The 21,211-nt window shown below is 67.4% G+C and carries 18 protein-coding genes; 9 read left to right on the top strand and 9 right to left on the bottom strand.

Annotation, left to right across the window (positions count from 1 at the left end; genetic code table 11):
• Positions 1 to 258 precede the first annotated feature (258 nt).
• Positions 259 to 1,011 (top strand): TylF/MycF family methyltransferase, encoded by a 753-nt coding sequence (locus tag H4281_RS08120; RefSeq protein WP_182890201.1) that lies wholly within the window; start codon positions 259 to 261, stop codon positions 1,009 to 1,011.
• A gap of 586 nt (positions 1,012 to 1,597) precedes the next feature.
• On the opposite strand, the gene H4281_RS08115 is transcribed toward H4281_RS08120, so the two are convergent.
• Together H4281_RS08115 and H4281_RS08110 are read right to left on the bottom strand one after the other, a co-directional pair.
• The gene (locus tag H4281_RS08115; protein WP_182890200.1) at positions 1,598 to 2,383 is read right to left on the bottom strand and encodes a hypothetical protein; all 786 of its coding nucleotides are present in this window, start codon (positions 2,381 to 2,383) and stop codon (positions 1,598 to 1,600) included.
• Between the two features lie 53 nt (positions 2,384 to 2,436).
• On the bottom strand, positions 2,437 to 5,301 hold the full coding sequence (locus H4281_RS08110; protein ID WP_182890199.1) for an AfsR/SARP family transcriptional regulator: 2,865 nt from the start codon (positions 5,299 to 5,301) through the stop codon (positions 2,437 to 2,439).
• A gap of 106 nt (positions 5,302 to 5,407) precedes the next feature.
• Between H4281_RS08110 and H4281_RS08105 the strand changes: the two genes are divergently transcribed.
• A complete protein-coding gene (locus H4281_RS08105) occupies positions 5,408 to 6,298 on the top strand; it encodes an alpha/beta fold hydrolase (RefSeq protein WP_246411454.1) in 891 nt (296 codons plus the stop codon).
• Here H4281_RS08105 and H4281_RS08100 read toward each other — a convergent pair.
• The 4 genes from H4281_RS08100 to H4281_RS08085 form a co-directional block, all read right to left on the bottom strand.
• Positions 6,295 to 6,954, bottom strand: a complete 660-nt coding sequence (locus H4281_RS08100) for a response regulator (protein ID WP_182890198.1) — start codon at positions 6,952 to 6,954, stop codon at positions 6,295 to 6,297. The two genes, H4281_RS08105 and H4281_RS08100, sit on opposite strands and share 4 nt — an antisense overlap.
• Entirely contained in the window at positions 6,951 to 8,042 is a 1,092-nt protein-coding gene (locus H4281_RS08095) for a sensor histidine kinase (protein ID WP_312872079.1), read from the bottom strand. The genes H4281_RS08100 and H4281_RS08095 overlap by 4 nt, the downstream gene beginning before the upstream one ends.
• A gap of 95 nt (positions 8,043 to 8,137) precedes the next feature.
• Positions 8,138 to 8,692 (bottom strand): GNAT family N-acetyltransferase, encoded by a 555-nt coding sequence (locus H4281_RS08090; RefSeq protein WP_182890197.1) that lies wholly within the window; start codon positions 8,690 to 8,692, stop codon positions 8,138 to 8,140.
• Complete coding sequence (locus H4281_RS08085) at positions 8,689 to 9,924, bottom strand: amidohydrolase family protein (protein WP_182890196.1); 1,236 nt, start codon at positions 9,922 to 9,924, stop codon at positions 8,689 to 8,691. Before H4281_RS08085 ends, H4281_RS08090 begins: the two co-directional genes overlap by 4 nt.
• A gap of 79 nt (positions 9,925 to 10,003) precedes the next feature.
• On the opposite strand from H4281_RS08085, the gene H4281_RS08080 reads away from it, so the two are divergent.
• On the top strand, positions 10,004 to 10,447 hold the full coding sequence (locus H4281_RS08080) for a MarR family winged helix-turn-helix transcriptional regulator (RefSeq protein WP_182890195.1): 444 nt from the start codon (positions 10,004 to 10,006) through the stop codon (positions 10,445 to 10,447).
• 55 nt (positions 10,448 to 10,502) lie between these two features.
• A complete protein-coding gene (locus H4281_RS08075; protein ID WP_182890194.1) occupies positions 10,503 to 11,285 on the top strand; it encodes an IclR family transcriptional regulator in 783 nt (260 codons plus the stop codon).
• A gap of 340 nt (positions 11,286 to 11,625) precedes the next feature.
• Here the strand turns inward: H4281_RS08075 and H4281_RS08070 are convergent, their stop codons facing one another.
• Positions 11,626 to 12,063, bottom strand: coding sequence for an SUKH-3 domain-containing protein (locus H4281_RS08070; RefSeq protein ID WP_182890193.1), 438 nt, complete (start codon positions 12,061 to 12,063; stop codon positions 11,626 to 11,628).
• A gap of 975 nt (positions 12,064 to 13,038) precedes the next feature.
• On the opposite strand from H4281_RS08070, the gene H4281_RS08065 reads away from it, so the two are divergent.
• Genes H4281_RS08065 through H4281_RS08050 form a run of 4 tightly spaced genes read left to right on the top strand, consistent with a single transcriptional unit; the run spans position 13,039 to position 16,655 of the window.
• A complete protein-coding gene (locus H4281_RS08065) occupies positions 13,039 to 13,764 on the top strand; it encodes a creatininase family protein (protein ID WP_182890192.1) in 726 nt (241 codons plus the stop codon).
• A gap of 4 nt (positions 13,765 to 13,768) precedes the next feature.
• A complete protein-coding gene (locus tag H4281_RS08060) occupies positions 13,769 to 14,647 on the top strand; it encodes an amidohydrolase family protein (RefSeq protein ID WP_182890191.1) in 879 nt (292 codons plus the stop codon).
• Positions 14,644 to 15,546, top strand: a complete 903-nt coding sequence (locus tag H4281_RS08055; protein WP_182890190.1) for a dihydrodipicolinate synthase family protein — start codon at positions 14,644 to 14,646, stop codon at positions 15,544 to 15,546. The genes H4281_RS08060 and H4281_RS08055 overlap by 4 nt, the downstream gene beginning before the upstream one ends.
• The gene (locus H4281_RS08050) at positions 15,543 to 16,655 is read left to right on the top strand and encodes a mandelate racemase/muconate lactonizing enzyme family protein (RefSeq protein WP_182890189.1); all 1,113 of its coding nucleotides are present in this window, start codon (positions 15,543 to 15,545) and stop codon (positions 16,653 to 16,655) included. The genes H4281_RS08055 and H4281_RS08050 overlap by 4 nt, the downstream gene beginning before the upstream one ends.
• Here H4281_RS08050 and H4281_RS08045 read toward each other — a convergent pair.
• On the bottom strand, positions 16,639 to 18,222 hold the full coding sequence (locus tag H4281_RS08045) for a carboxypeptidase-like regulatory domain-containing protein (RefSeq protein WP_182890188.1): 1,584 nt from the start codon (positions 18,220 to 18,222) through the stop codon (positions 16,639 to 16,641). The two genes, H4281_RS08050 and H4281_RS08045, sit on opposite strands and share 17 nt — an antisense overlap.
• On the bottom strand, positions 18,219 to 19,556 hold the full coding sequence (locus tag H4281_RS08040) for an MFS transporter (RefSeq protein WP_182890187.1): 1,338 nt from the start codon (positions 19,554 to 19,556) through the stop codon (positions 18,219 to 18,221). Before H4281_RS08040 ends, H4281_RS08045 begins: the two co-directional genes overlap by 4 nt.
• A 211-nt stretch (positions 19,557 to 19,767) precedes the next feature.
• Between H4281_RS08040 and H4281_RS08035 the strand changes: the two genes are divergently transcribed.
• The gene (locus H4281_RS08035) at positions 19,768 to 21,198 is read left to right on the top strand and encodes an FAD-binding oxidoreductase (RefSeq protein WP_182890186.1); all 1,431 of its coding nucleotides are present in this window, start codon (positions 19,768 to 19,770) and stop codon (positions 21,196 to 21,198) included.
• Positions 21,199 to 21,211 lie beyond the last annotated feature (13 nt).

Genomic DNA, 21,211 nt, shown 5'->3' with positions numbered 1-21,211 from the left:
TGCTCGATGCGGCCCGCGAAATCAAAACCGGTTATTTTAATATTTCGTCGTCAAGTTCGCCAGCCCCAGTGCAGGTGATGCCGATTTCCGTCAGTCTCGCCCGGCTTGCGTGATCTTCCGCAGCTTACGTGCCGCCCTGTCGCCCGTAAAGGAGGCCGATCCGCCCTTCCGCTCGTCCGCACAATCGTCGCCTTGCGACCACGACGCCCAGTCGCAATCGTGGAGAACACCGGCGACGGCCCCGAGAAAGGACCGAAAATGGAAGCCAGCGGCCAGCTGTACCTCGACCTCCTGGAGAAGGTGGTCACCAACATGATCTACGGCGACGCCCCCACGCCGAACGCCTGGGTTCCCGAGACGTCCTTCACCCGCGAGCACCGGGAGAACGGGCTCGACTGGCCCAGCACCGCGCACACCATGGTGGGGCTCAAGCGGATCCGCAACGTCCGGCACTGTCTGGAACAGGCGCTCGCGGACGGGGTCGCGGGGGACTTCATCGAAACGGGCGTCTGGCGCGGCGGGGTTTGCATCTTCGCGCGCGGAATCCTGAAGGCGCACGGCGTTTCCGACCGCCGGGTCTGGCTGGCGGATTCCTTCGAGGGCATTCCCGACACCGGCCCGGACGGGCATCCGATGGACCAGGAGATGGCCCTGCACCAGTCCAACGAGGTGCTCGGCGTCTCGATGGAAACCGTGCGGGACAACTTCGCGCGCTACGACCTGCTCGACGACCAGGTCCAGTTCCTTCCCGGCTGGTTCGAAGACACCCTGCCGACCGCGCCGGTCGAGAAGCTCGCCGTCATGCGCCTCGACGGCGACCTCTACTCGTCGACGATGGACGCACTGGTCAACCTGTATCCGAAGCTGTCCCCCGGCGGGTTCGTGATCATCGACGACTACGTGATCCCGGCCTGCCGCAAGGCGGTCGAGGAGTTCCGGGAGACCGAGGGCATCGAAGACCCGCTGGAAGCGATCGACGACTACAGCGTGTTCTGGCGGCGAGGCGCCTGACCGGCCCGAGGGCGAAGGTATGCCACGCGCGAGTCTTCGCGGCGAGCGCGTGTCACACCGCCGTCCTTGGCTGGCGCACGCTGTTCAAGTGCCGGTTCCGCAGGGGTTGAACACGCCCGCTCTCAGGCACTGGCGGTAGTTAAACACACCGGCCGGGCACCGGCAAGAAGCCCGCCGCGCACCACCGGTGTTCTACAGCGTTGCAACGCCCGAGTGGAGGCTGGTCTCCATGCTGGCGCTTCGTCGCCGGGACCGCTGAAGCCACTGGCGCGGTCGGGCCCGGGCGGAGGCTGCTACACCCCAACGCCGCCCCGCTTTCTCCCACCACGTTCCTCGAACTCCCGCCCGGCACCGTTCGCTCGCCGGACAACTGCGACTCCATCTTGACAGTCCCTGCGAGCACTACTCGACTTCGACACCGCCCGGTTGACTGACCGCGCGAAGGTACTGGGCGTCGACCAAATGTCCACAGCAGACAGTGCACAGGCGGTGCAGTTCACCGACAACGGAACTGCGGAACACTTGTGGCGGATCCGCCGACCCGGGCGGCTCCCGGCCTGGCGGGCCAGAAGCCACCCGGGAACGATCAATCCTCCTCGGCCGCTCTCCTGCGCAGCACCGCGACCGGCCGGCTGTCGTCGCCAGGCTCAAGCGCGCCGACGAGATCCTCGCCGGCGCCGCGCAGAACCAACGCACCCGGATCCAGATCCAGCTGTGCCGCCACCGTCGCCCCGATGCGGCGCAGGCTGGTTTCCAGGTTCTCTCCCTCAACGACGGGCCGGGCCGCGAACATCACGACCTCGCAGGAACCGTCCGAGGCCAGGAATTGGAGACCGGAAGCCCCGATCGATTCCACGATCGGGAGAGCCTTCCCCAACGCCGCCGCGACATCTGCCCCGGGAAACCGGTGACTCACTCTGACCGTGAGGTCGGAGTCTTCGGTCAACGTGAAATCTTCCCGGACTCCGGGCTCCAATTCCTCCCATCGCAGGCCGCCGTGGGCCGCGAGCACGAGATACAACACATATCCGTCGAACTCTTGCTCGTCGAACCAAAGGTCTGCATAACCGCTCTTCTCCGGATCGCCGAAGAAGTCCAGGTATTCGTCGTTGAGCCCATGCTTGACAGCCACCGGCCCAACCGCCCTGCGCATGGCTTGCGCAGCAGTCTCCCCCGCTTCCCACGGAGCGGCACAGTGGAGGGTGGCGACAAACCCCCTGCGCGGACTCTCCGGATCGCATCGGACGATCTCCGCCGCGACCGCACCGAACTCGCCGGCCAGCGACCGGCACCGCTCGACCGTCTCGGCGAGGTCCGCAGTGTCGACCCAGATACCGATACGGACTTCGATTCCAGTCGCGGGCAAACTCATCAATGTGTCGCTCGTCCCTGCGGAGAAATATTGGCGTTACTTTTCTTGCTGGCTCACGTAATCTCGCTTGCCGACTGCTGGTCCAGCCCGGCCACCACCGCCGCGGCGAGATCGAACTGCTCGCTCGCCGCCTCCTCCTCGCCCCGGGCCTGCCGGCAAGCCCCCAGCCGGTTCCGGACCTCGATTTCCGCCCACGGCGACATCTGGTCGGTCAACGCCCCCAGCGCCCGCAAATGATACGAAAGCGCCAGGTCCAGACTCCCCAGTTCCTGCTCCGCGGACCCAAGCCGCGACAAGGAACTCACCAGCAGCAACCGGTCGTCGACCCGCTCGGCCAATTCGACCGCTTCACGCAAGGGTTCCGCCGCCTCCGCCGGGCGGCCCAGATGCAGCCGGACGCTGCCGATATGACTGGACACCCGGCCCAGCATCGCCGGATTTCCGGTTGAGACCGCGACTTCTCGCGATTCGGCGAAACAGGCCAGCGAGCGTTCGTATTCACCCTGCTTGAAATACACGTACCCCAGTCCGGACACCGCCCGTTCGACCAGCCAGCTGTCCGCCACTTCCGCGGCCAGCGTGCGAGCCTCGGTCAGCACCTGTTCCGCTTCGTCCAACGGCCCGGCGAGCATCGTGACCATTCCCAGCCCGCACAGGCCCCGCGCGGTTTCCCGGCGGTCGCCGTTTTCCCGGCTGATCCGGAGTCCGTCTTCACACCATTGCCTGGCCTGGACGGAATCGCCCAGTGCGAGGTGTGCCCAGCCGAGTCCGAATCGCAGCGCCGTCGCCATTCGCCGGTCCGCCACATTGTCCGCTTCGGACAAAGCGACTTCCAGCAGGGCAACGCATTCGCGGTACCGAATGCGCCGCACGAGGTAATCGACGGCTCCTTCGGCGATCCAGCACGCGTAGTCCGGATGGCCCGCGGCGACGGCGGACGAGACGACTTCCACCAAATCACCTGCCTCGTCCAGCCACGCTGACGCGTCCACCAGTCCGGAAAACGGCGAGTCGGTGGGCACCGGGCCGCTGGGGAAACCGGGTTCGCCCCATTCGCTCGCGGCGCGGCAGGCGTGCAGGTAGACCCCCAGTCCGCTGGCGACGTCGGGTTCGTCGGCGGCGAGGCGGCGCGCGTAGACCGCGACCAGGTCGTGCATCCGGTACCGGCCCGCGGCGGGCGCTTGCACCAGGTTCGCGTCGACCAGATCCTCGAGCACGCTTTCCGCGGCACGCCGGGAGCAGCCAAGCATCGCGGCGAGCACCAACTCGTCGAATTCCGGTGCGGGCGCGCGGCCCAGGGTGCGGAAAGCGCGTTGCGTGTCAGCCGGAAGCTGGTCGTAGGAGAGCCGGAAAGCGGCCTCGACACTGCGTTCCTCAGCGGTCAGTTCACCGAGCCGGCTGGTGTCGTCGGCGAGCCGGTCCGCCAGGTCCCGGAAAGTCCACATCGGACGGTTCTGCAGCCGCGCACCCGCGATGCGCAGGGCGAGCGGAAGACGTCCGCACAGGCTGGCCAGTTCGCGCACGGCCTCGCGTTCCTGGCTCGCGCGCGCCGGGCCGACGATCCGGCTCAGCAAGCCAGCCGCGGCGTCGGAAGTCAACGGGCCCAAGGAAATCCGGCGTTCGACGTCCAACCCGGGCAGTCGCCGACGGCTGGTGATCAGCACCCGGCTCCCGGTTCCGCCGGGCAGCAGGGGGCGGACCTGCTCAGCGCTGACCGCGTCGTCCAGCACCAAAACCAGGCGCAGCGGCGCGGTGGCGGCACGCCAGTTCGCGGACAATTCGTCCAGGTCGTCCGGAATGTTTTGGTCGTTCACGCCGGCCGAACGCAGCAGCCGGCGCACCACTCGCACCGGAGCGAGCGGGGCCCGGCTGGTGCTGTGCCCGTGCAGGCCGACGAAAAGGCAACCGTCGGGGTGTTCCTCGCGCAGCAACTGGGCGGCGCGCACCGCCAGCGCCGTCTTCCCGGCCCCGGGCACCCCGTCCACCGCTGACACCGCACTCCCCGGCGCGGCGAGCCTGGCGAGTTCGTCGTCGCGTCCGGCCAGCTCGCCGACGTCGTGCGGCAGTTCGTCGCGGATCCTGGGCACCGCGGCTGGCCGCGCCGCGACGCCGAGTGCTCCGTCATCACCGCGCAGCACCGCCTCGTGCACGCGACGCAGGTCTTCACTGGGTTCGAGTCCCAGCTCATCGCGCATCCGGACGCGGAACTCGCGCCAGGTGCCGAGCGCGTCGCTCTGCCGGCCGGCCCCGTAAAGGGCCCGCATGAGCAGCCCGGTCAGCGGTTCGCGGTCCGGATGCTCGGCAAGCAGCGCCGACACCTCGCTGATCGCCGACGCGTAGTCGCCCAGCCGGATCAACGCGTCCGTCCGGCCCTCGACCAGCCCGACGCGGCGTTCGGCGAACCGCCTCCGCTCCCGTTCGGCGAACGGGCCGGGCAGCCCGGCCAGCGGAACGCCCTCGTAGAAGGCCAGCGCCTGTCCGTATCCCTCGGCGGCAGCGGCGAGCGCACCGGTCCCAGCGGCTTTCTTGGCCCGGGCGGCGATCTCTTCGACCCGCACGGCGTCCACCCCGACGCCCGCCCCGGCGAACCGGTACCCGCCCGGATCGGTCCGGAGCACGGATTTCGCGTCCGCGCCACCCGCGGCCAGGGATTTCCGCAGCTGGTAGATGTAGCCGGGCACGCCGTCGCTCTCCGGCGGACGCTCGCCCCACACCCGGTCGACCAGCTCGGCCCGGCTGACCGTCACGTCCGGCCGCAGCAGCAGCGCGACCAGCATCGTCGTCCGCAGCACCGGCCCGAGCTCCAGCGGCTGCCCGCCGTACCAGCCGCGGACCGGCCCGAGCACCGCGAACTCCAGCCGGGACCCGGGCTCGCGCTCCGCCCCTCCCCGGCCGGTTCGCACGGCACCCGATGACATACCGAGAGTTTAAGACAGCTCTCCCGGTGTCCCCCAGGAGAGCTACCCGCAGGTGTCCACCGCGCGGGGACGATTCCGCGCCGCCGGGTCAGTACCGTTTTCGGCCATGAAGGGGTATTCGATGCACAAGGCCGGGGGAACCGCGGCGGTGATCGCGGCTTGTCTGCTTTTGACGGCTTGCGACGAGGATACGGAAGCGGATCCGGCACCGGGCAGCGCACCGGCCAGTCAGGCCGCTTTCACCGGCGCGAAGAAAATCACCGCAGCCGGAAAATCGGTGAACGTATCCTGCTCGGGAACGCTCGAAAAAGGAAAACCGGTCGTCATTCTGCTGCACGGCGGCGGCGACGCACTGGACAAATTCGCCGGTCTTCAGGAAACGCTCGGCAAGAAGAACCGGGTGTGCTCCTACGACCGGCTCGGTGCGGGCGGCAGCGACCAGCCTGCCGGTCCGCAGACCTTCGAGACCACCGGAAAGGTGCTGACCGGCGTCATCGGCCAGCTCGCCCCGGATTCGCCGGTCGTGCTGGCCGGGCATTCGCTCGGCGGGCTGATCGCCGCCCGGTACGCCCCCGACCACCAGGACAAGGTCAAGGGCCTGGTGCTGATGGACGCCACCTCGCCGACACAGGAGGCGGATCTGGTCCGGGAAATCCCGGCCGGCGCCACCGGGGACGCGGCCGGGCTCCGCACGCAGACCCTGGCGGTCTTCAAGGGCGAAAGCCCGGAAAAACTGGTCGTCGCGGACGCGGACGTGAAATCCGCCGGGGACATTCCGGTCGAGGTGATCAAGCACGGGCAGGAATACCTCGCGCAACTGCCGCAGTACGGCCCAGGGTTGGAACGAGCCTGGACCGAGGGCCAGGTGAAGTGGCTCGCGATTTCCACCCGCAGCAAACTGACCATCGCGAAAACCAGCGGGCACTACATTTACCAGGACCAGCCGGACGTCGCCGTCCGGGAAATCGAGGACGTCGCCGCGCGAGTCGCGGGTTAATCAGCCAGTCCGTGCCGATAAGCGTAAACGACCGCCTGCACCCGGTCGCGGACGCCGAGTTTCGCGAGCATGCGCGAAACGTAAGTCTTCACCGTCTCCTGGCTGAGCACGAGCGCCGCGGCGATTTCGTTGTTGGAAAGGCCCTCCGCGACCAGGCGGAGGACTTCCAGTTCGCGCGGGGCCAGCGGGAGGTCACCCGGATCCGCGGCAGCGGGGCGGATCCGGGTGGCGTACCGGCCGACGAGCTCGCGCGTCACCTCGGGGTCGAGCAGCGCCGCGCCGGACGCGACGGTCCGGATCCCGTGCAGCAACTGGTCCGGCGGAGCGTCCTTGAGCAGGAATCCGGCGGCCCCGGCGCGCAACGCCTGGTAGACGTTCTCGTCGAGGTTGAAGTTGGTCACCACCAGCACTTTCACCGGGGCCGCGACGTCGGCTCCGGCCAGCAGCCGGGTCGCGGTGATGCCGTCGAGCACCGGCATCCGCACGTCCATCACGACGACGTCCGGGCTCAGCTCGCGAGCCAGCTCGACCGCGGCCTTCCCGTCGCCGCATTCGCCCGCGACCTCCAGGTCCGGCTGCGCGTCGATGATCGTCACCAGCCCGGTGCGGATCAATGCCTGATCGTCGGCCACGAGGACCCGCAACGGCGCCCTCACGCCGGAATCCGGGCCCGGACGCAGAACCCGCCGCTCTCGCCGCGCCCCGCGGCGAAGTCGCCGCCGACGTCGCCGACCCGGTCGCGCAGCCCGGCCAGCCCGCGTCCGCTGCCGCCGACCGCCAGGTCGGCCTCGCTGTCGGTACGGACTTCCACGGTGATGTCCCCCTCGCCATGCCGGACCTGGACCGACGTCGGGCTGCCGTGCGCGTGTTTGAGCGCATTGGTCAGCGCTTCCTGCACGACCCGGTACGCCACCGGTGCCACGCCCGCTGCCCCGGGAGTGCCCACCTCGGTGAACTCCACCGGCTGCCCGGCGCGCCGCGTCTGCTCGACCAGCGTGTCGAGCCCGAGGACAGGCTGGCCGCCGGGGTTGAGCACGTCGAGCAGATTCCGCAGCTCAGCGATGGCTTGGCGGCCGGTGCCGCTGACCGTGGCGAGGGTCTGGTCGAGCTGCTCGCCGGCGAGATACCGCGCGGATTCGGTCTGCACGACCATCGCCGTCACATGATGCGTCACTACGTCGTGCAACTCGCGAGCGATCCGCGTCCGTTCGGCCGCGCGCGTTTCCTCGGCCACCCGGCGGCGCCGTTCGGCCTCCGTGGCGCGAGTGGAGCGCAGCCACGCCCCGATCCCCCACACGACGACCAGCGACAGGTAGAACGCGACCACTCCCGCCGCCGGTTCCCCGCCGCCACGCAGCGGAAACGCCGCCACGAACAGCAGATACGCCACGGTGGACCCGATCGCTGCCGCGCGCCGTCCCCGGTCCGCCCGCCAGCCCGCGTTGAGCACCGCGACCGGCAAAGCCGAGCCCGCGAACGAGTGGTAACCGCACAGCTGGTCGATCGCGAACCCGGCCGCCACCAGCGCGAGCACCGCGACCGGCCACCGGCGGCATCCGGCGAGCGACAACGACTGCAGTGCGACCGCCCCGACCGCCAGCGCGTCGAACGGCCTCGACGGCAGCCCGCCGAACTGCGTGCCGAACATCTGCAGGGACGGCAGCAGCGATCCCGCGAAGAGCACCAGCCCGAGCAGCGGGAACACCGCGTGCCGTGCTTTCGGGACCCGCGGGAGGTTGATCACCCGGCGAGTGTATTCCGGACGAAAAGGATGCCGTACTCGTGCACCCGGCGGAATGGGCGGGAGGGCACGAGTCCTGCCCTGCTTCAGCACCCGGATCAGTCCGCGCCGCGGGCCCACGCTTCCCGGGTCAACGCGTACTCGACCTCACCGTGTTCCGTGCCCGGCAACGGATCGTCGAAGTGCAGGTGGAACGTGCGTACGTAAGTCAACCCGGACCGTTCCATCACCCGCCGCGACGGGGTGTTCACCGCCATCGTCTGCGCCCACACCCGCTGCGTGCCCAGTTCGGTGAATCCTTTGCGGATCGCCGCCCGGGCCCCTTCCGTCGCATACCCGCGACCCCAGGCCGTCGCCGCCAGCCGATAGCCGAGTTCCAGCTCGGCCGTGCTGCCGTCCGCCGGCGGCTGCAAGGAAATCCAGCCGATGAACTCGCCGGTCGCCTTTTCGATCGCCGCCCACCGCCCGGCAGGCCCGCGTTCGTAATCGCCGAGAATCCCAGGCAGCACCTTCTGCTCGATCTCGGCGCGAGGCGTCGGCTCGCCGGTGAGAAACCGCATCACGCGCGGATCGCTGTCGAGCCACACCAGATTCTCGACGTCGGCTTCGGTAAACCGCCGCAACAGCAACCGATCCGTCTCCAGAACTTTCACCCGATCACCAATCCGGCCGCCGCCGCGATCCGGTCGCGAGATTCCAGCAGCCTGGTCCTGAGCTTCGGCACATCCACTCCCAGCAACCGGCCGCCCCGCTTGACTGCCTTGCCCCCGACGAAAACGCTGTCCACCACGCCCGGATGCGCAGCGGTGACCACTGTGGACACCGGATCGCCGACCGGGAACACCGACAGGTCCTCCGCGTCGACGAGCACCAGATCCGCGTCCTTGCCGACGCTGATGCTCCCGGCCCGATCTCCCCGCCCACACGTCCGAGCACCGTCCACAGTGGCGAACTCAAGCAGATCGCGCGCGACCAGAGCGCCGTCAAGACCGCGCTGCGCGGCGAACGCCGTACGCATAGCCGAAAACATGTCACCCCCAGCGGACGGACAGTCGTCAACGGACAGCGACGGCCGGATCCCAGCCGTCAGCAGACGTCCGGTTTCCGGCCACCCGAACCCCATCTTCAGCTCGACGTCCGGGCTGAGCGTCACCGAACATCCCGCGCCCGCGAGGATCGCCAGCTGTTCGTCGGTGAGACCGTTGCCGTGAACTATCGTCGTACGGTCGTCAAGCAGTTTTCGTTCGTGCATCTCGGGAACCGAAGCGCAGGCCGCGCGGTGGAGGTGCACGCTCACCCTGAGCCCAAGCTCCCTCGCCAACGCGACATCAGCCGCCGTGGTGTCCATTGTGGTCACCATCGGCCCGCGCAGCCCGAACGCCATCTCGTCGCCAGGCAGCCGCTTCCGCACGCGGGCCGTGTCGGCTGGATCCATCGCGCTGTAACAGAAGATCGACCTTCCGGGAGCCTCCTGGAGCGCGTCGATCGCCGCGTCGGCGTTCTCCGGCCGGTCGGAACAGTGGAACCAGTCGAGCATCGTCGTCACGCCCGAGTTCAGCGCTTCGAGCCGTCCCAGCAAGTTGCCGAGGTACACGTCCTCCGGCCGGTAATGCGGCCTGAGCCGCTCATGCACGGTTTCGCGGTATTCCGCGAACGTCCAGTTCGCGCCGATCCCGCGAAATGCCGTTTGCCAGGTGTGCCGATGCGTATCCACGAACCCCGGCAGGACGATCTTGCCCGAGGCGTCGACAACCTCGGCGTCGGCCTGGATCGCGGTCCCGACCGCCGCGATCCGCCCGTCCTCGATCAGCACGTCTCCGCGCGGAAGATCTCTTATGGCTGGATCGAGGCTGACCACGTGCCCGTTCTGGATCAGCGTCCGCATGAACCCTCCCCAAAGTTGATGCATCAACTCTAGAGTCGCTGAAGTTGATGAGTCAACTGCCCAGGTACGCTCCCTGTTCATGACCCCCGAGGACTGGGAGCTGTGGAACGCGTGGGTGCGCGCGCAACGTCTGCTCACCCGCGAACTGGATCGCGGACTGCAGCGGGAATGCGGCATCTCGAAGGCCGAGTTCAGCGTTTTGGTGACCCTCTGGCGCATCCCCGGCCACGAGACGCGCGTCGCCGACCTGGTCGAAGCCCTCGGCTGGGAGAAGAGCCGGGTCTCGCACCAGCTGACCAGAATGGAGTCGCGCGACCTGGTCACCCCGGCCCGCAGCGGCCCCAGCGGACGGCGCACCGGAATCGCCCTCACCGCCTACGGCCGCTCGGTCATCCAGGAGGCCCTGGTGGTCCACGGCAGCAACATTCGCCGCCACTTCCTCGATGAATTGACCCCCGCCCAGGCCGAAGCCATCCGATCGTGGGCCGAGGAGACGATCGCGCGCATCGAGCCAGCCGGATGACCGGACGCTACCGTGTTCCGAAGATGACTACAGGTATCCGAAAGGTTGATGCCGGATGAGCGACGCATCGGGCAAAGCAGCCTCGCCGGCCGCGGACCGGACGCTGACCGTGCTGGAAGCGCTAGTGCGCGCCGAGGAACCGCTGACGCTGACCGCCCTCGCGAAGGCCGCCGGGGTGCCGCTCGCCACCTGCGCTTCCATCGCTTACACGCTGGAGCAGCGGGGTTACGCCGTGCGCCGGGTCGTCGGCCGGAGCCACTTCTGGCGCCCCACCCTGCGGTTGTACGGCTTGGCCATCGAACTGGTGCGCAAGGTCGACCTGCCGTCGCTCGTCCAAGCCGACCTGCGACGTCTCGCGGAAAGCCTCGGCATGCCCGCGCATGTGGGGATCCTGGAGGACGCTTCGGTGGTCTATGTGGCCAAAGCGTCTACGCCCGGTTTTGTTCAGTTCGACACTTATCGGGGGAAGGTCGCACCGTTCGACCTGACCGCACTGGGCCGGGCCATTGCCGCGCATCTTCCGGAGGCCGAGCTGAAGCCGTTGCTGTCCCGCCTTTCGCGCGGGGTCGGGCCTAAGGCCGCGGCTCCTGATGCGGGCCAGTTTTTGGCGTTGCTGGCCAAGGTGCGGGCGGATGGGTATGCGATCGAGAGCGAGGAGGAGCAGGCTGAGATCGCCTGCCTTGCGGCGCCGTTCTTCGATGCCGAGGGGGCTGTTGCTGGGGCTGTTGGGGTGACCGGGTTTGCGCGGCAACTGGTTGGGGAGAAACGGAAGGCCGCGGTTCGGGGGGTGGTGCAGGTGGGACAGGAGGTCTCACGACGGCTCGGGTTCGTGGTGTAGCCCCCGGTGGCGCACTCAGGCGTCAGCAGCCGCTATGTCCATTATTCGACGAAAGAATCCGGTATCGACGTCTTGGCCCTCGATGACCTGACAGGCATAAGCGGCGACGACACGATCGATGTCTAAGTTGTACTTCGGGTTAGCTACCTTGCTGAACCCCATCACGACGTGTTTATGGAAAGCCGCATCACGCGCCTCCATGAGGCGCTCATATGACTCGCGCGCCTGACTTATCGTCAACTCTGCGTGCGGTCGGGCATACGGTGGCACGTACGGTTCGTAGCTACCCCAGTTCACCCCATATTTTCGCGTCTTCGTTGAGCGAAACCTCCACCCGGGGTCACAAGTCACGGATAAATCTGCAATGGCGGACCAACCCATCGAGGGACGACAGGAAGTCGTCGCCAAGCTCGCCGAACGCATCGTCAAAGCCGCCGAACCAGCGGCCGTCTTCCCCGACCAACACGACCAGATAACCTCGATTGGCCTCCCCTACGGGCACCAACGCCGTCCCCGCACGTTCGGCGTAGATCGCAACCCACCGCGGGTCCAAGCTCTCGCGCGACCGAGCCGCGGACACCTCGAGGTCATCCGGGAAGCCACTGCTCCTATTCCAGCGCACTTTGATACCAGAGTATTCCCGGAGAAATTCGATCGCACCGGGGAATATTCCGATTCCGGCCCGCTCCAGGGCTCGCACATCATCTGAGATGTCCACAGCGCGACCGGGAGTCCAGCCAGCTCGCCTCAGCAATTCGATCGAAGGCCGTTCGCTCATTTTACGTCCAACACCCCTCAATTTTTACCATCAAATTTTCGATCTTCTTTCGCCGCCCGCCGCTGGAAGCGCTCGTCCGATCTCCTCGCATCAGCTCACTTCGCCGAGTTGTGAACAAGCACCTTGGCAGAGCAAGCCCCGGGCACGCTCGTCGTACTCGCAGAAGTCGATTTAAGTCATTTCAACTAATTAATCATCCGCCATCTCTTTCCCTATCTCCTTCCGCCGCCAATGCGACCGCCCGTGCGCACATCCCAGGTCTCGTCGAACATTCGTCCAGGATTTCCCGGTCGCTCGAAGGCACTGGATCCGCACCTGATCGAAGTCGGCTTCGTGCGCGCCTGTGACACCACATCTGCCGGTCCCGGCGGGCCAGCGGCCGCCCGGTGCGGCATCGCGGCAGCCACCGGACCGGTACCGAAAACCGTGCCAGCCGTTACGAAAATCGTAAGAACGCAGCACAACAAAGCACGTTTGGCCGGCATCCCTTGCTTCCCCCCGCACAATCGCGCCCGAGTCCGCTGGATATACGGCCGACCGGCGGCACCGCCAGCCGTCCCCGCTGAGCGACGAACACCGCAATCGACGGTACAACCGGGTGAGCACGGCCTCAATAGCCCGGTTGGTCCAGCTTGGACAATCGCGACGGGACAGACCGATCGCACCGCATTCGCTACGTTCGCCTCACTCAGTCATGCAATCGCATGATCCACGGACGCGGAGGCCGGGACGAGTATTGTCCCGCGCGCGAAACCCGGCCCGCCAACGGAACCGAGCCCGCGTTGCGAGTGCTGCGGAACCCAGCCGACCGCTAAGCCCGCACCACCACCGGTCCGGCCGCACCCATGGCCGGGCCGCTTCTTGCTGGCTGGTCGGCGGCATTGCGTCTCTCTCCCCGATCGACTATCTTCCTGAATCAGGAAGACTTCTACGAAATACCGGAAGATAGGCCAACCGGAGTATCGGGGAGACGTCGTGGGCGCACTGTTGCGCTGGGCGGAGGCCGATCGCGCCGTCGTGCGCGGGGTGCTTTCCGAGGCGCTCGTCTTGGTGCCCATCGGCGCGACCGAGCAGCATGGGCCGCATCTGCCTACTGGGACGGACGCCTTTCTGGCGGCCGCGGTGTGCGAACGCGCGGCCGAGCTGGCGGCGCCGAGGGCTGAGCGGGCGTTGTTGCTCGCGCCGGCCATTCCATACGGGGCTTCTGATCATCATCTGCCCTTCAACGGGACGCTATCCCTTTCGGCGCAGACCTTGTTGCACGTGCTGGACGATCTCGCCCGGTCGATCGCGGTGCAGGGCGGGCGGCGGATGGTCGTTGTCAATGGGCACGGGGGCAACGTCGGGATCTGCCACGCGTTCGCTGGTGCGGCGTCGACTCGGCACGGGCTTGCGGTGGCGCATACCGACTACTGGCGGGTCCTCGGCCCGGAGGACATCGTGCCTGGCCATGCTGGCGAGTTCGAGACTTCGATGATGCTGGCGGTTCGCGGGGAGCTGGTTCAGGAACCGGCGAAGAGGGAGCAACCCAGGCAAACTGGAGTGTCTGATGTGGACATTCACTCCGAGCAGGTTTGGCTGGACATCGACGGGTACACCGATCGGCCCGAGTTGGCTGCCGCGGAGCAGGGCAGCAGGTGGTTCGAGAAGATCTCCAGCGGGCTTGCCGATCGGTTCGTGAAGCTGGCGGAGGTGTTGTGAAGCCATGATCGTGGACGTGCACACTCATACTCCGACCCACCAGGCCGCGGTGCCGGAGGACGAGCGGCGCGTTTACGAGGGGTGGCGGACTGACCGGCCGGTGGTCACCACGAATTCCTGGGCGGACTACGACAAAGCCACCGAGGCCGCCGATCTGTCCATTGTGTTCAACATCGCTGTCGACAAGCCGGAGGAGGCCACGGGGCTGCCCTATCGGGCGGAGGACACCAATACCGCGACCGCGGCGTTCGTGACGGCTGATCCGGACCGGCGGATGGGGTTCATGTCGGTGAATCCGATTGCTCCCGACGTGTTCGACGAGGCTGACCGGTGCCGGGAACTCGGGCTGGTCGGAGTGAAGCTCGGGCCCAATTACCAGAATTTCGACCCGCTGTCTCAGCCCGCGTTGGACTTCTACCGTTACTGCGAGCGGCACGGGCTGCCGATCTTGTTCCATCAGGGTGCGTCGCCGATCCGGCAGGCACCGTTGCGGTACACATATCCGCTGGTCACCGACGAAGTAGCGTTGCAGTTCCCGGAGCTTCGGATCGTCATGGCGCACATGGGGCATCCGTGGGGACGCGAGACCGTGGTCACCATCCGCAAGCATCCGCACGTGTATGCGGACGTGTCTTCGATTTACCTCCGGCCTTGGGTCTGCTACGAATCGCTGCTCGCGGCGCAGGAGTGGGGCGTGCCGCACAAGCTGCTCCTCGGTTCGGACTTTCCGATCGCCACCACCGCTGAGGCGATCGCGGGGATCCGGCGAGTCAACGACATCGTCGAGGGCACGGCGTTGCCGAAGATCTCGCCCGAGTTGATCGAGGGGATCATCCACGCGAACGCGGTTGCTGCGCTCGGCCTTCAGAAGGGGATTCGATGACGCCTATTCGCGGAGTATCCCCGGTTCTCGAAGTACCCTTCACCGACGACGGCGAGATCGATGTTTCCGGTTTCCGGCGAGTCATCCGGCACGTGCTCGGGACCGGGATCGGCAGCGTGATGTTCCCTGGGTTCGCCTCGGAGTTCTACAAGCTGGCGGAGGACGAACGGCGAACGCTGACGGAGGTGTTGCTGGCCGAGACCAATCCGCGAGCGGATGTCTTGGCCATTATCGCGGTTCAAGACCATGCTACGCGGCTGGCAGTGAAGCGGGCGCAGGAGGCGGTGGCGGCGGGGGCGGACTTGATCAATCTTTTGCCACCGCACTATCTGCGACCGTCGCGGAAGGCGTTGGTCAAGCATATCCGGGAGGTGCTTGACGCGGTCGCGCCGACTCCGGTGGTGCTGCAGTACGCGCCCGCGGAGACCGGTACGAGCCTCGATGCGGACGTGCTGCGCGAGATCGCGGCCAAACATGCCAATCTGCAGCTGGTCAAGGTCGAATCCAGTCCGCCGGGGCCGTTGATCGCCGAGCTGGCCGCGGGGGATCCGCCGATTCCGGCGGTCGAGGGCTACGCGGGCGTGCAGTTGCCGGACGCGATCCGGCGCGGCGCGGTCGGGACGCAGCCGGGGTGTTCGTTCACCGAGATCTACGTCGAGATCTGGCGGCGGTTCGAGGACGGCGACGACGCGGGCGGCGACGAGTTGCATCGGCGGCTGCTGCCCTACATTTCCTACTGGATGCTGGACACCGAACGGATCATCGCCGCGGAGAAGCTGATTTCAGTCCGCCGTGGACTGTTCGGCAGTCCGTACTGCCGCGCGCCCGCGCATCGGCTCGACGCCGAGGACATCCGGATGATCGACCGGTTTCTCGCCGAGTTCCGCGAGTTCCTGTGAATACCGTCGAAGACCTCGAGGTCGCCGCGATCAGCCCGGTCGTCCGGCCGGAACTGGTCGTGGCCGGCGCTCGCGGAACGCATGACCATTCCGACTTCCTGCTCGTCCGCGTGACCGCTTCGGACGGTGCGACCGGGCTGGGCGAAGTCAGTGCGACGCTCCAATGGAGTGGCGAAGACGCTGGCACGGCGGAGTATCTCGCCAAGAGAGCACTTGCCCCGGCGATCCTCGGGCGGCCGCTCGTTCCGGTCGCCGATCTTGAGCGGCGCATGGACGAAGCAGTGGCGGGCGCGCCGTTCACCAAAGCGGGGATCTCGACGGCGTTGTGGGACGCGTATGCGCGCACGCTCGGAGTCCCGCTCGCAGTGGCGCTCGGTGGTCCATTAAGGACTGAAGTGCCAGTGAAGTGTTCACTCAGCGGCAGCGGGCAACGGCTCCACGACGTCTACCAGTCAGCCTTCGAGGCCGGGTTTCGCAGTTACAAGCTCAAGATCGGCTTCGATCCCGAAGAAGACGCGCGTCGGCTCGCCGAGGCACGGAAGCTCGTCGGTGCGGACACGTTCCTCGGCCTCGATGCGAACGGGGGCTACCGGCCCGGAGACGCCGCCCGGGCGATCGAGTTGATGCGGAACCAGGATCCGGCGTTTCTCGAACAGCCGGTGGCACCTGGGGATCTGGCCCGGATGCGAGAGTTGCGCGGGCGCGGGTTGTCCATTGTGGCCGATGAAAGCGTGTTCGGCACTGACGACCTCGTGTCGGTGATCCGGGCCGAAGCGGCGGACGCGGTCAGCTTGTATATCGGCAAAGCGGGCGGCCCGGGCCGGGTGGTGGCGATGGCGCACCTCGCGAACGCGTTCGGGCTGGACGTCGTGCTCGGGTCCAATGGGGAGCTTGGCATCGGCGCGGCGGCCCAGTTGCACGCGGCGTGTGCCGCACCTGGGCTGTCGGGCAGGATTCCCTCCGACATCATCGGCGCGCACTACTACGAACGCGACATCCTCAAGACACCGTTGAACAGCGACGGCCAGACAGTCCGGCTCGGCGACGCGCCCGGCCTCGGCGTCGAGGTGGCCGACGATATCGCCGCTGGGTTCAGGAGCGTCCGATAAACCGGTCGAGGACGTTCGCCGTCACCGCGGACACGCCATCGTCCACCAGCACAGCTGACGTCCAGGCGATCGATCCGACGGAGCACACCTCACCGCCGCTAGCCGTGGTGTAGCACGCGATTTCGCCGCCGCCGTCGCCGGAGTTCAGGCCGCGGGCGATTACCTGAGTCCCTTGTGGACTGTGCGGGCCGGTCTTGTCGGTTTCGTGTCCGGAAGCACCGCCGGGGCAGCGTTCGTGCAGACTCCGGACGCCGAACAAGTCTCCCTTGTCCAGTCCGGTTCCGCGGAAAGCCCAATGGCCGGGGTCGACGACCTCGTACGGTGCCCCGGTCATCGCACCCGCGCTGGTGAACACCACGCCGAACAGCTCCGACGTCGGCCGGAACGTGCGGTGCATCCGGCTCTCATACGCGTCGGGTTCGACGGCTTGGGTACGGAAGCGCAGCGCGTCCGGCGAAGAGAAGACCACTTCGCAGTCGGCGACGTTACCGCCGAAGTTGGCCAGCTTTCCGCCGCGGTCGTGCACCCAGGAATAGACCGCGGTGTACATCTCCCGGGACCAATACTCCGGATGTGTGCTCAGGACCAGCGCACGGTAACTGTCCAATGGCAAGGTGCCGTCATGCAGGTGCGCGTCGGAGTAGAGGTCGTACTCGTAACCGTGGCGTTCCAGCCAGCTGAGCAGCCGCCATTCCGCGGCGGCCAGGTGGCACGGTTGCCTGCCGCGGATCGGGTCCTCCGGCCGCGCGTCCGCGCTGAGCTGGTTCAGCGGTTCCGGACGTTCGAAGGACAACGGCGGGTACGCGTCGTCGGGCAGGGCGTGTTCGCTGAAGCTTGATTCCAGGTAGCGCGACATTTCGAGGCGAGGCACCAAAACTGGTGCAGTGGGCAGGCCGGAGGCGTTGATGTAATTGCTGCGGCCGCCGAAATTGTTGTAGGCGTTCCAGGTATTCGTGGACGCGACTACGGCGATCGGCGCGGTCGGCTGGCGCGGTGCGACCACCCACGGAAACGAGAAGCGAGCCCCGGATTCGCCTTCGACGTGGAAGTAGTACAGGCCGCTGCGGTCCGGAGCCATGACGTACTGGCGGTGCGACGGATCGGCGTAGCCCTTTTCGTTGAACCGCACGCCGGTCTGGGTGTAATCGCCATCGGGAGTGACCTGCACAGTGGCGCGCGGCGCGTGTTCGTCGAACCAGCCGATCAACGCTGTTTCCTCAACCGCCGCGCCGTGCCGCCACAGGCTCAGGCGGTACGGCTCAGGACTGTGGATCCGGAACTCGCCCTCGTCGCCGCTGCGGGCCCATTTCGGCCAGAGGTAACCGAAAATCCGGTCGGACAGCAGCCGGAACTGGTGCGGTTCGGACCCGAGCGCGAGGTCGACGTGTTTGGCTCCGTAGCCGTCCTTGGCGAGCGTGACGCGGTACTCGCCGGACGGGAGGTCGGCATGGATCGCGCCAGTCGCGGTGGAGCGGACGGTCCAGTGTGCGTCGCGCGCGTTGATCTCAACAGTCACGTCGGGCAGCGCGAGATAGCGTTCGTCGCTGACGTATCCCAGCAAGGTCATACCGTCGCCGCTTTCGGTTCAGCGACCGGCTCCGGCAACGGTTTCCCGGCGCGTTCGGGCAACAGCAGCATCGCGGCCGCGCTGAGCACGCAGCCGGCGATGACGTAGATGCCGACGCCCCACACCGCGCCGGTCGCGCCGACCAGCCAGGCGCTGAGGTACGGCGCGAACCCGCCGCCGAGCACCGCGGTGAGCTGATATCCCAGGTTGACGCCGGTGACCCGCGAGCGAGTGTCGAACAGTTCGGACAGAATTGTCTGGGACAGCGCGGACATCGCCATCACGAACACCGAGAAGCCCAGCACCATCGCGACCGCGACGAGCACCGGATTCTTCGTCTCGAACAACCAAAACACCGGGAAGATCACCACGGCCAGCCCGATGCAGCCGCCGAGGAACACCGGTTTCCGGCCGATCCGGTCGGACAACGCACCCCACGTCGGCGCGAGAACGATCTGCGCGCCGGCCGCGACCATGGTGGCGGTGAGCGCCACCGACGCGGGCATGCCGAGGTCCTTTTTGACATACGACGCGCCGTAGGTGGTGATGACGTAGCCGCCGATGCTGTTGGCGAAACCGAACAGCACGCCGTAGATCACATTTCGCGGCCGGCGCAGCACGGCGATCAACGGAACGCGCGCACCGGCGCCCTTCTCGCGGGCGCGTTCGAAGTCCGGCGTTTCGCCTACCCGCATCCGGATGAGCAAACCCGCGATCAGCAGCACGAAGCTGAGCAGGAACGGGATCCGCCAGCCCCAGGCCAGGAAATCCCGGTCGGGAAGCGTCGCGAACAACGCCATCAACCCGGACGAGACGAGCAGCGCGACCCCTGCCCCGGAAAGGAGCAGGGCTCCGTAGAGACCGCGTTTGCGCGGCGGGGCGTGCTCGACGGCCAGCGAGATCGCGCCGCCCATTTCGCCGCCGGTCGAAAAGCCCTGCACCAGCCGCAGGATCACCAGCAGAATCGGGGCCGCGACGCCGATCTGACGGTATCCGGGCAGCACCCCGATGAGAATCGTGGCGATCCCCATCATGACGATGGTCAAGATCAAGGCTTTCTTGCGGCCGAACCGGTCCGCGATGTGCCCGATCACGATCCCGCCGACCGGGCGCAGCACGAACCCGACGGCGAAGGTGGCGAACGCCGACAACTGGCCGGTGAGCGGGTCCGCGGACGGGAAGAACACGGCAGGGAACACGACAGCGGCGGCTAGGCCGAACAGGTAATAGTCGTAGTACTCGAGCAGTGTGCCGATGCTGGAAGCCAGCACCGCGGACCGGCGCGCCGATCGCGCGGGGGCCGAGCCTGCCGAGCCGGAGCGGTCTGCGCCCATGTCGCCCGCACCTCCTGATCCGATGGTGGATCAAGGTCGGTCGACCTCGACCCAGCACCCCCCGAATCACGCATTTTCAAAATACCGTAGATGCGTCTTCTATTTCGGAAAGATTAGTCTATGCTGGCGGCGTCGGACAAGGGGAATCTCGGGGCGGGCCGGCGGGTTTCTTCTCGTGCGCGCGGGCCGCCGAGCCGTGGAGGGGTCGTCCATGACGTTGAGCCGTCGTCGTCTTTTGCAGTGGTCCGCGGTCGCGGCGGGCGCGGCCGCGCTCGGCGCCGGAACCGTCGCGGAGGCTGCCGAAAGGGAGCCGGACTGGGCCGCGTTGCGCAGCCGGCTGCACGGCGCGCTGCTGCAGCGAAACCACGCCGGCTACGACGAAATCCGTCCGCCGTTCAACCTCCTCTACGACGATCGCTATCCGCCGGCGATCGCCCGGTGCGCCGACGCCGACGACGTCCGCAAGTGCCTCGAGTTCGCGGCGGAGAACAAAATCACCTTCGCGGCACGCAGCGGCGGGCACAGTTACGTCGCCTATTCCACTCCGGGCGACGGATTGGTCGCGGACCTCAAGCTGATGAACCGCGTGGAGGTCCGCCGGAACGGCACCGCCGTCGTCGGCGCGGGCGCGCGGTTGATCGACGTCTATCACGCACTGGCCGCCGCAGGACGCGCCTTGCCGGGCGGCACGTGCGGTTCGGTCGGCATCGCCGGGCTCGCGCTCGGCGGCGGAATCGGCGTCCTGATGCGGAAATACGGACTGACCTGCGACCACCTGGACAGCGCGAAAATCGTGCCGCCGCGCGATTTCCGGCTGCGTTCGGTCGACCCGGGTTCGGACCTCGGCTGGGCGCTCACCGGCGGGGGCGGCGGGAACTTCGGGGTCACCACGGAATTCACCTTCCGCACGGTGCCCGCGCCGCCTCGGGTCACGGTGTTCGTGGTGAACTTCCCCGAGGGATCCGGCACCGACGTCTACGGCGCCTGGCAGGATTGGATCACTTCCGCGCCAAGGGAATTCTGGTCGAACATCTCGGTGCTCGGCGGCCCGAACCCGGCGGCGGGCGTGCCCGGCTGTCTCCTCGGCGGCGAACAGCGGGCCCGCGAGCTCATCGCCGATCTGGAACGCCGGGCCGGGGTCAAGGGCACCGTCAGCGGTTTCCAGGAGACGGACTACCTGGGCGCGATGGATTTCTGGTCCGGAAGCCTGGGTCGGCGCCGATTCAGCGCCGCTTCCCGGGTGCTGGCGAAGAAGGCCGATCCGGCGCGGTTGAGCGGGCTCGTCACCGGCGAGACCAAGATCGCGCTGGAGATCAACCCGCTCGACGCGGCGGTCTCCGACGTCCGCCCCACCGACACCGCGTTCGCGCATCGCGGCGTTTTCGGCGACGTGCAGGTCTACCTCAGCGCCGGCCCGGACATCGACCGGGAGACCGCGAAGCACGAGGTGAACGACGTCCAGTCGCGGCTAGCGGAATTCGCCACCGGCGGCGCGTACGTCAACTACCTCAACGACGACCAGCAGGACTGGGCCACGGCGTACTACGGGGTGAACCTTCCGACGCTCCGGGCGGCAGCGGCGAAGTACGACCCGAGCGGGGTGCTCGCGTTCGAGCAGGGTCTCTCGCCGCGCCCGGTGTGAAAGCCGGTCTGCG

This window comes from Amycolatopsis dendrobii, assembly GCF_014145675.1.
Lineage (GTDB): Bacteria > Actinomycetota > Actinomycetes > Mycobacteriales > Pseudonocardiaceae > Amycolatopsis > Amycolatopsis dendrobii.
The sequence above is the reverse complement of the archived record's forward strand: the minus strand, read 5'-3'. Positions and strand labels throughout refer to the sequence as shown.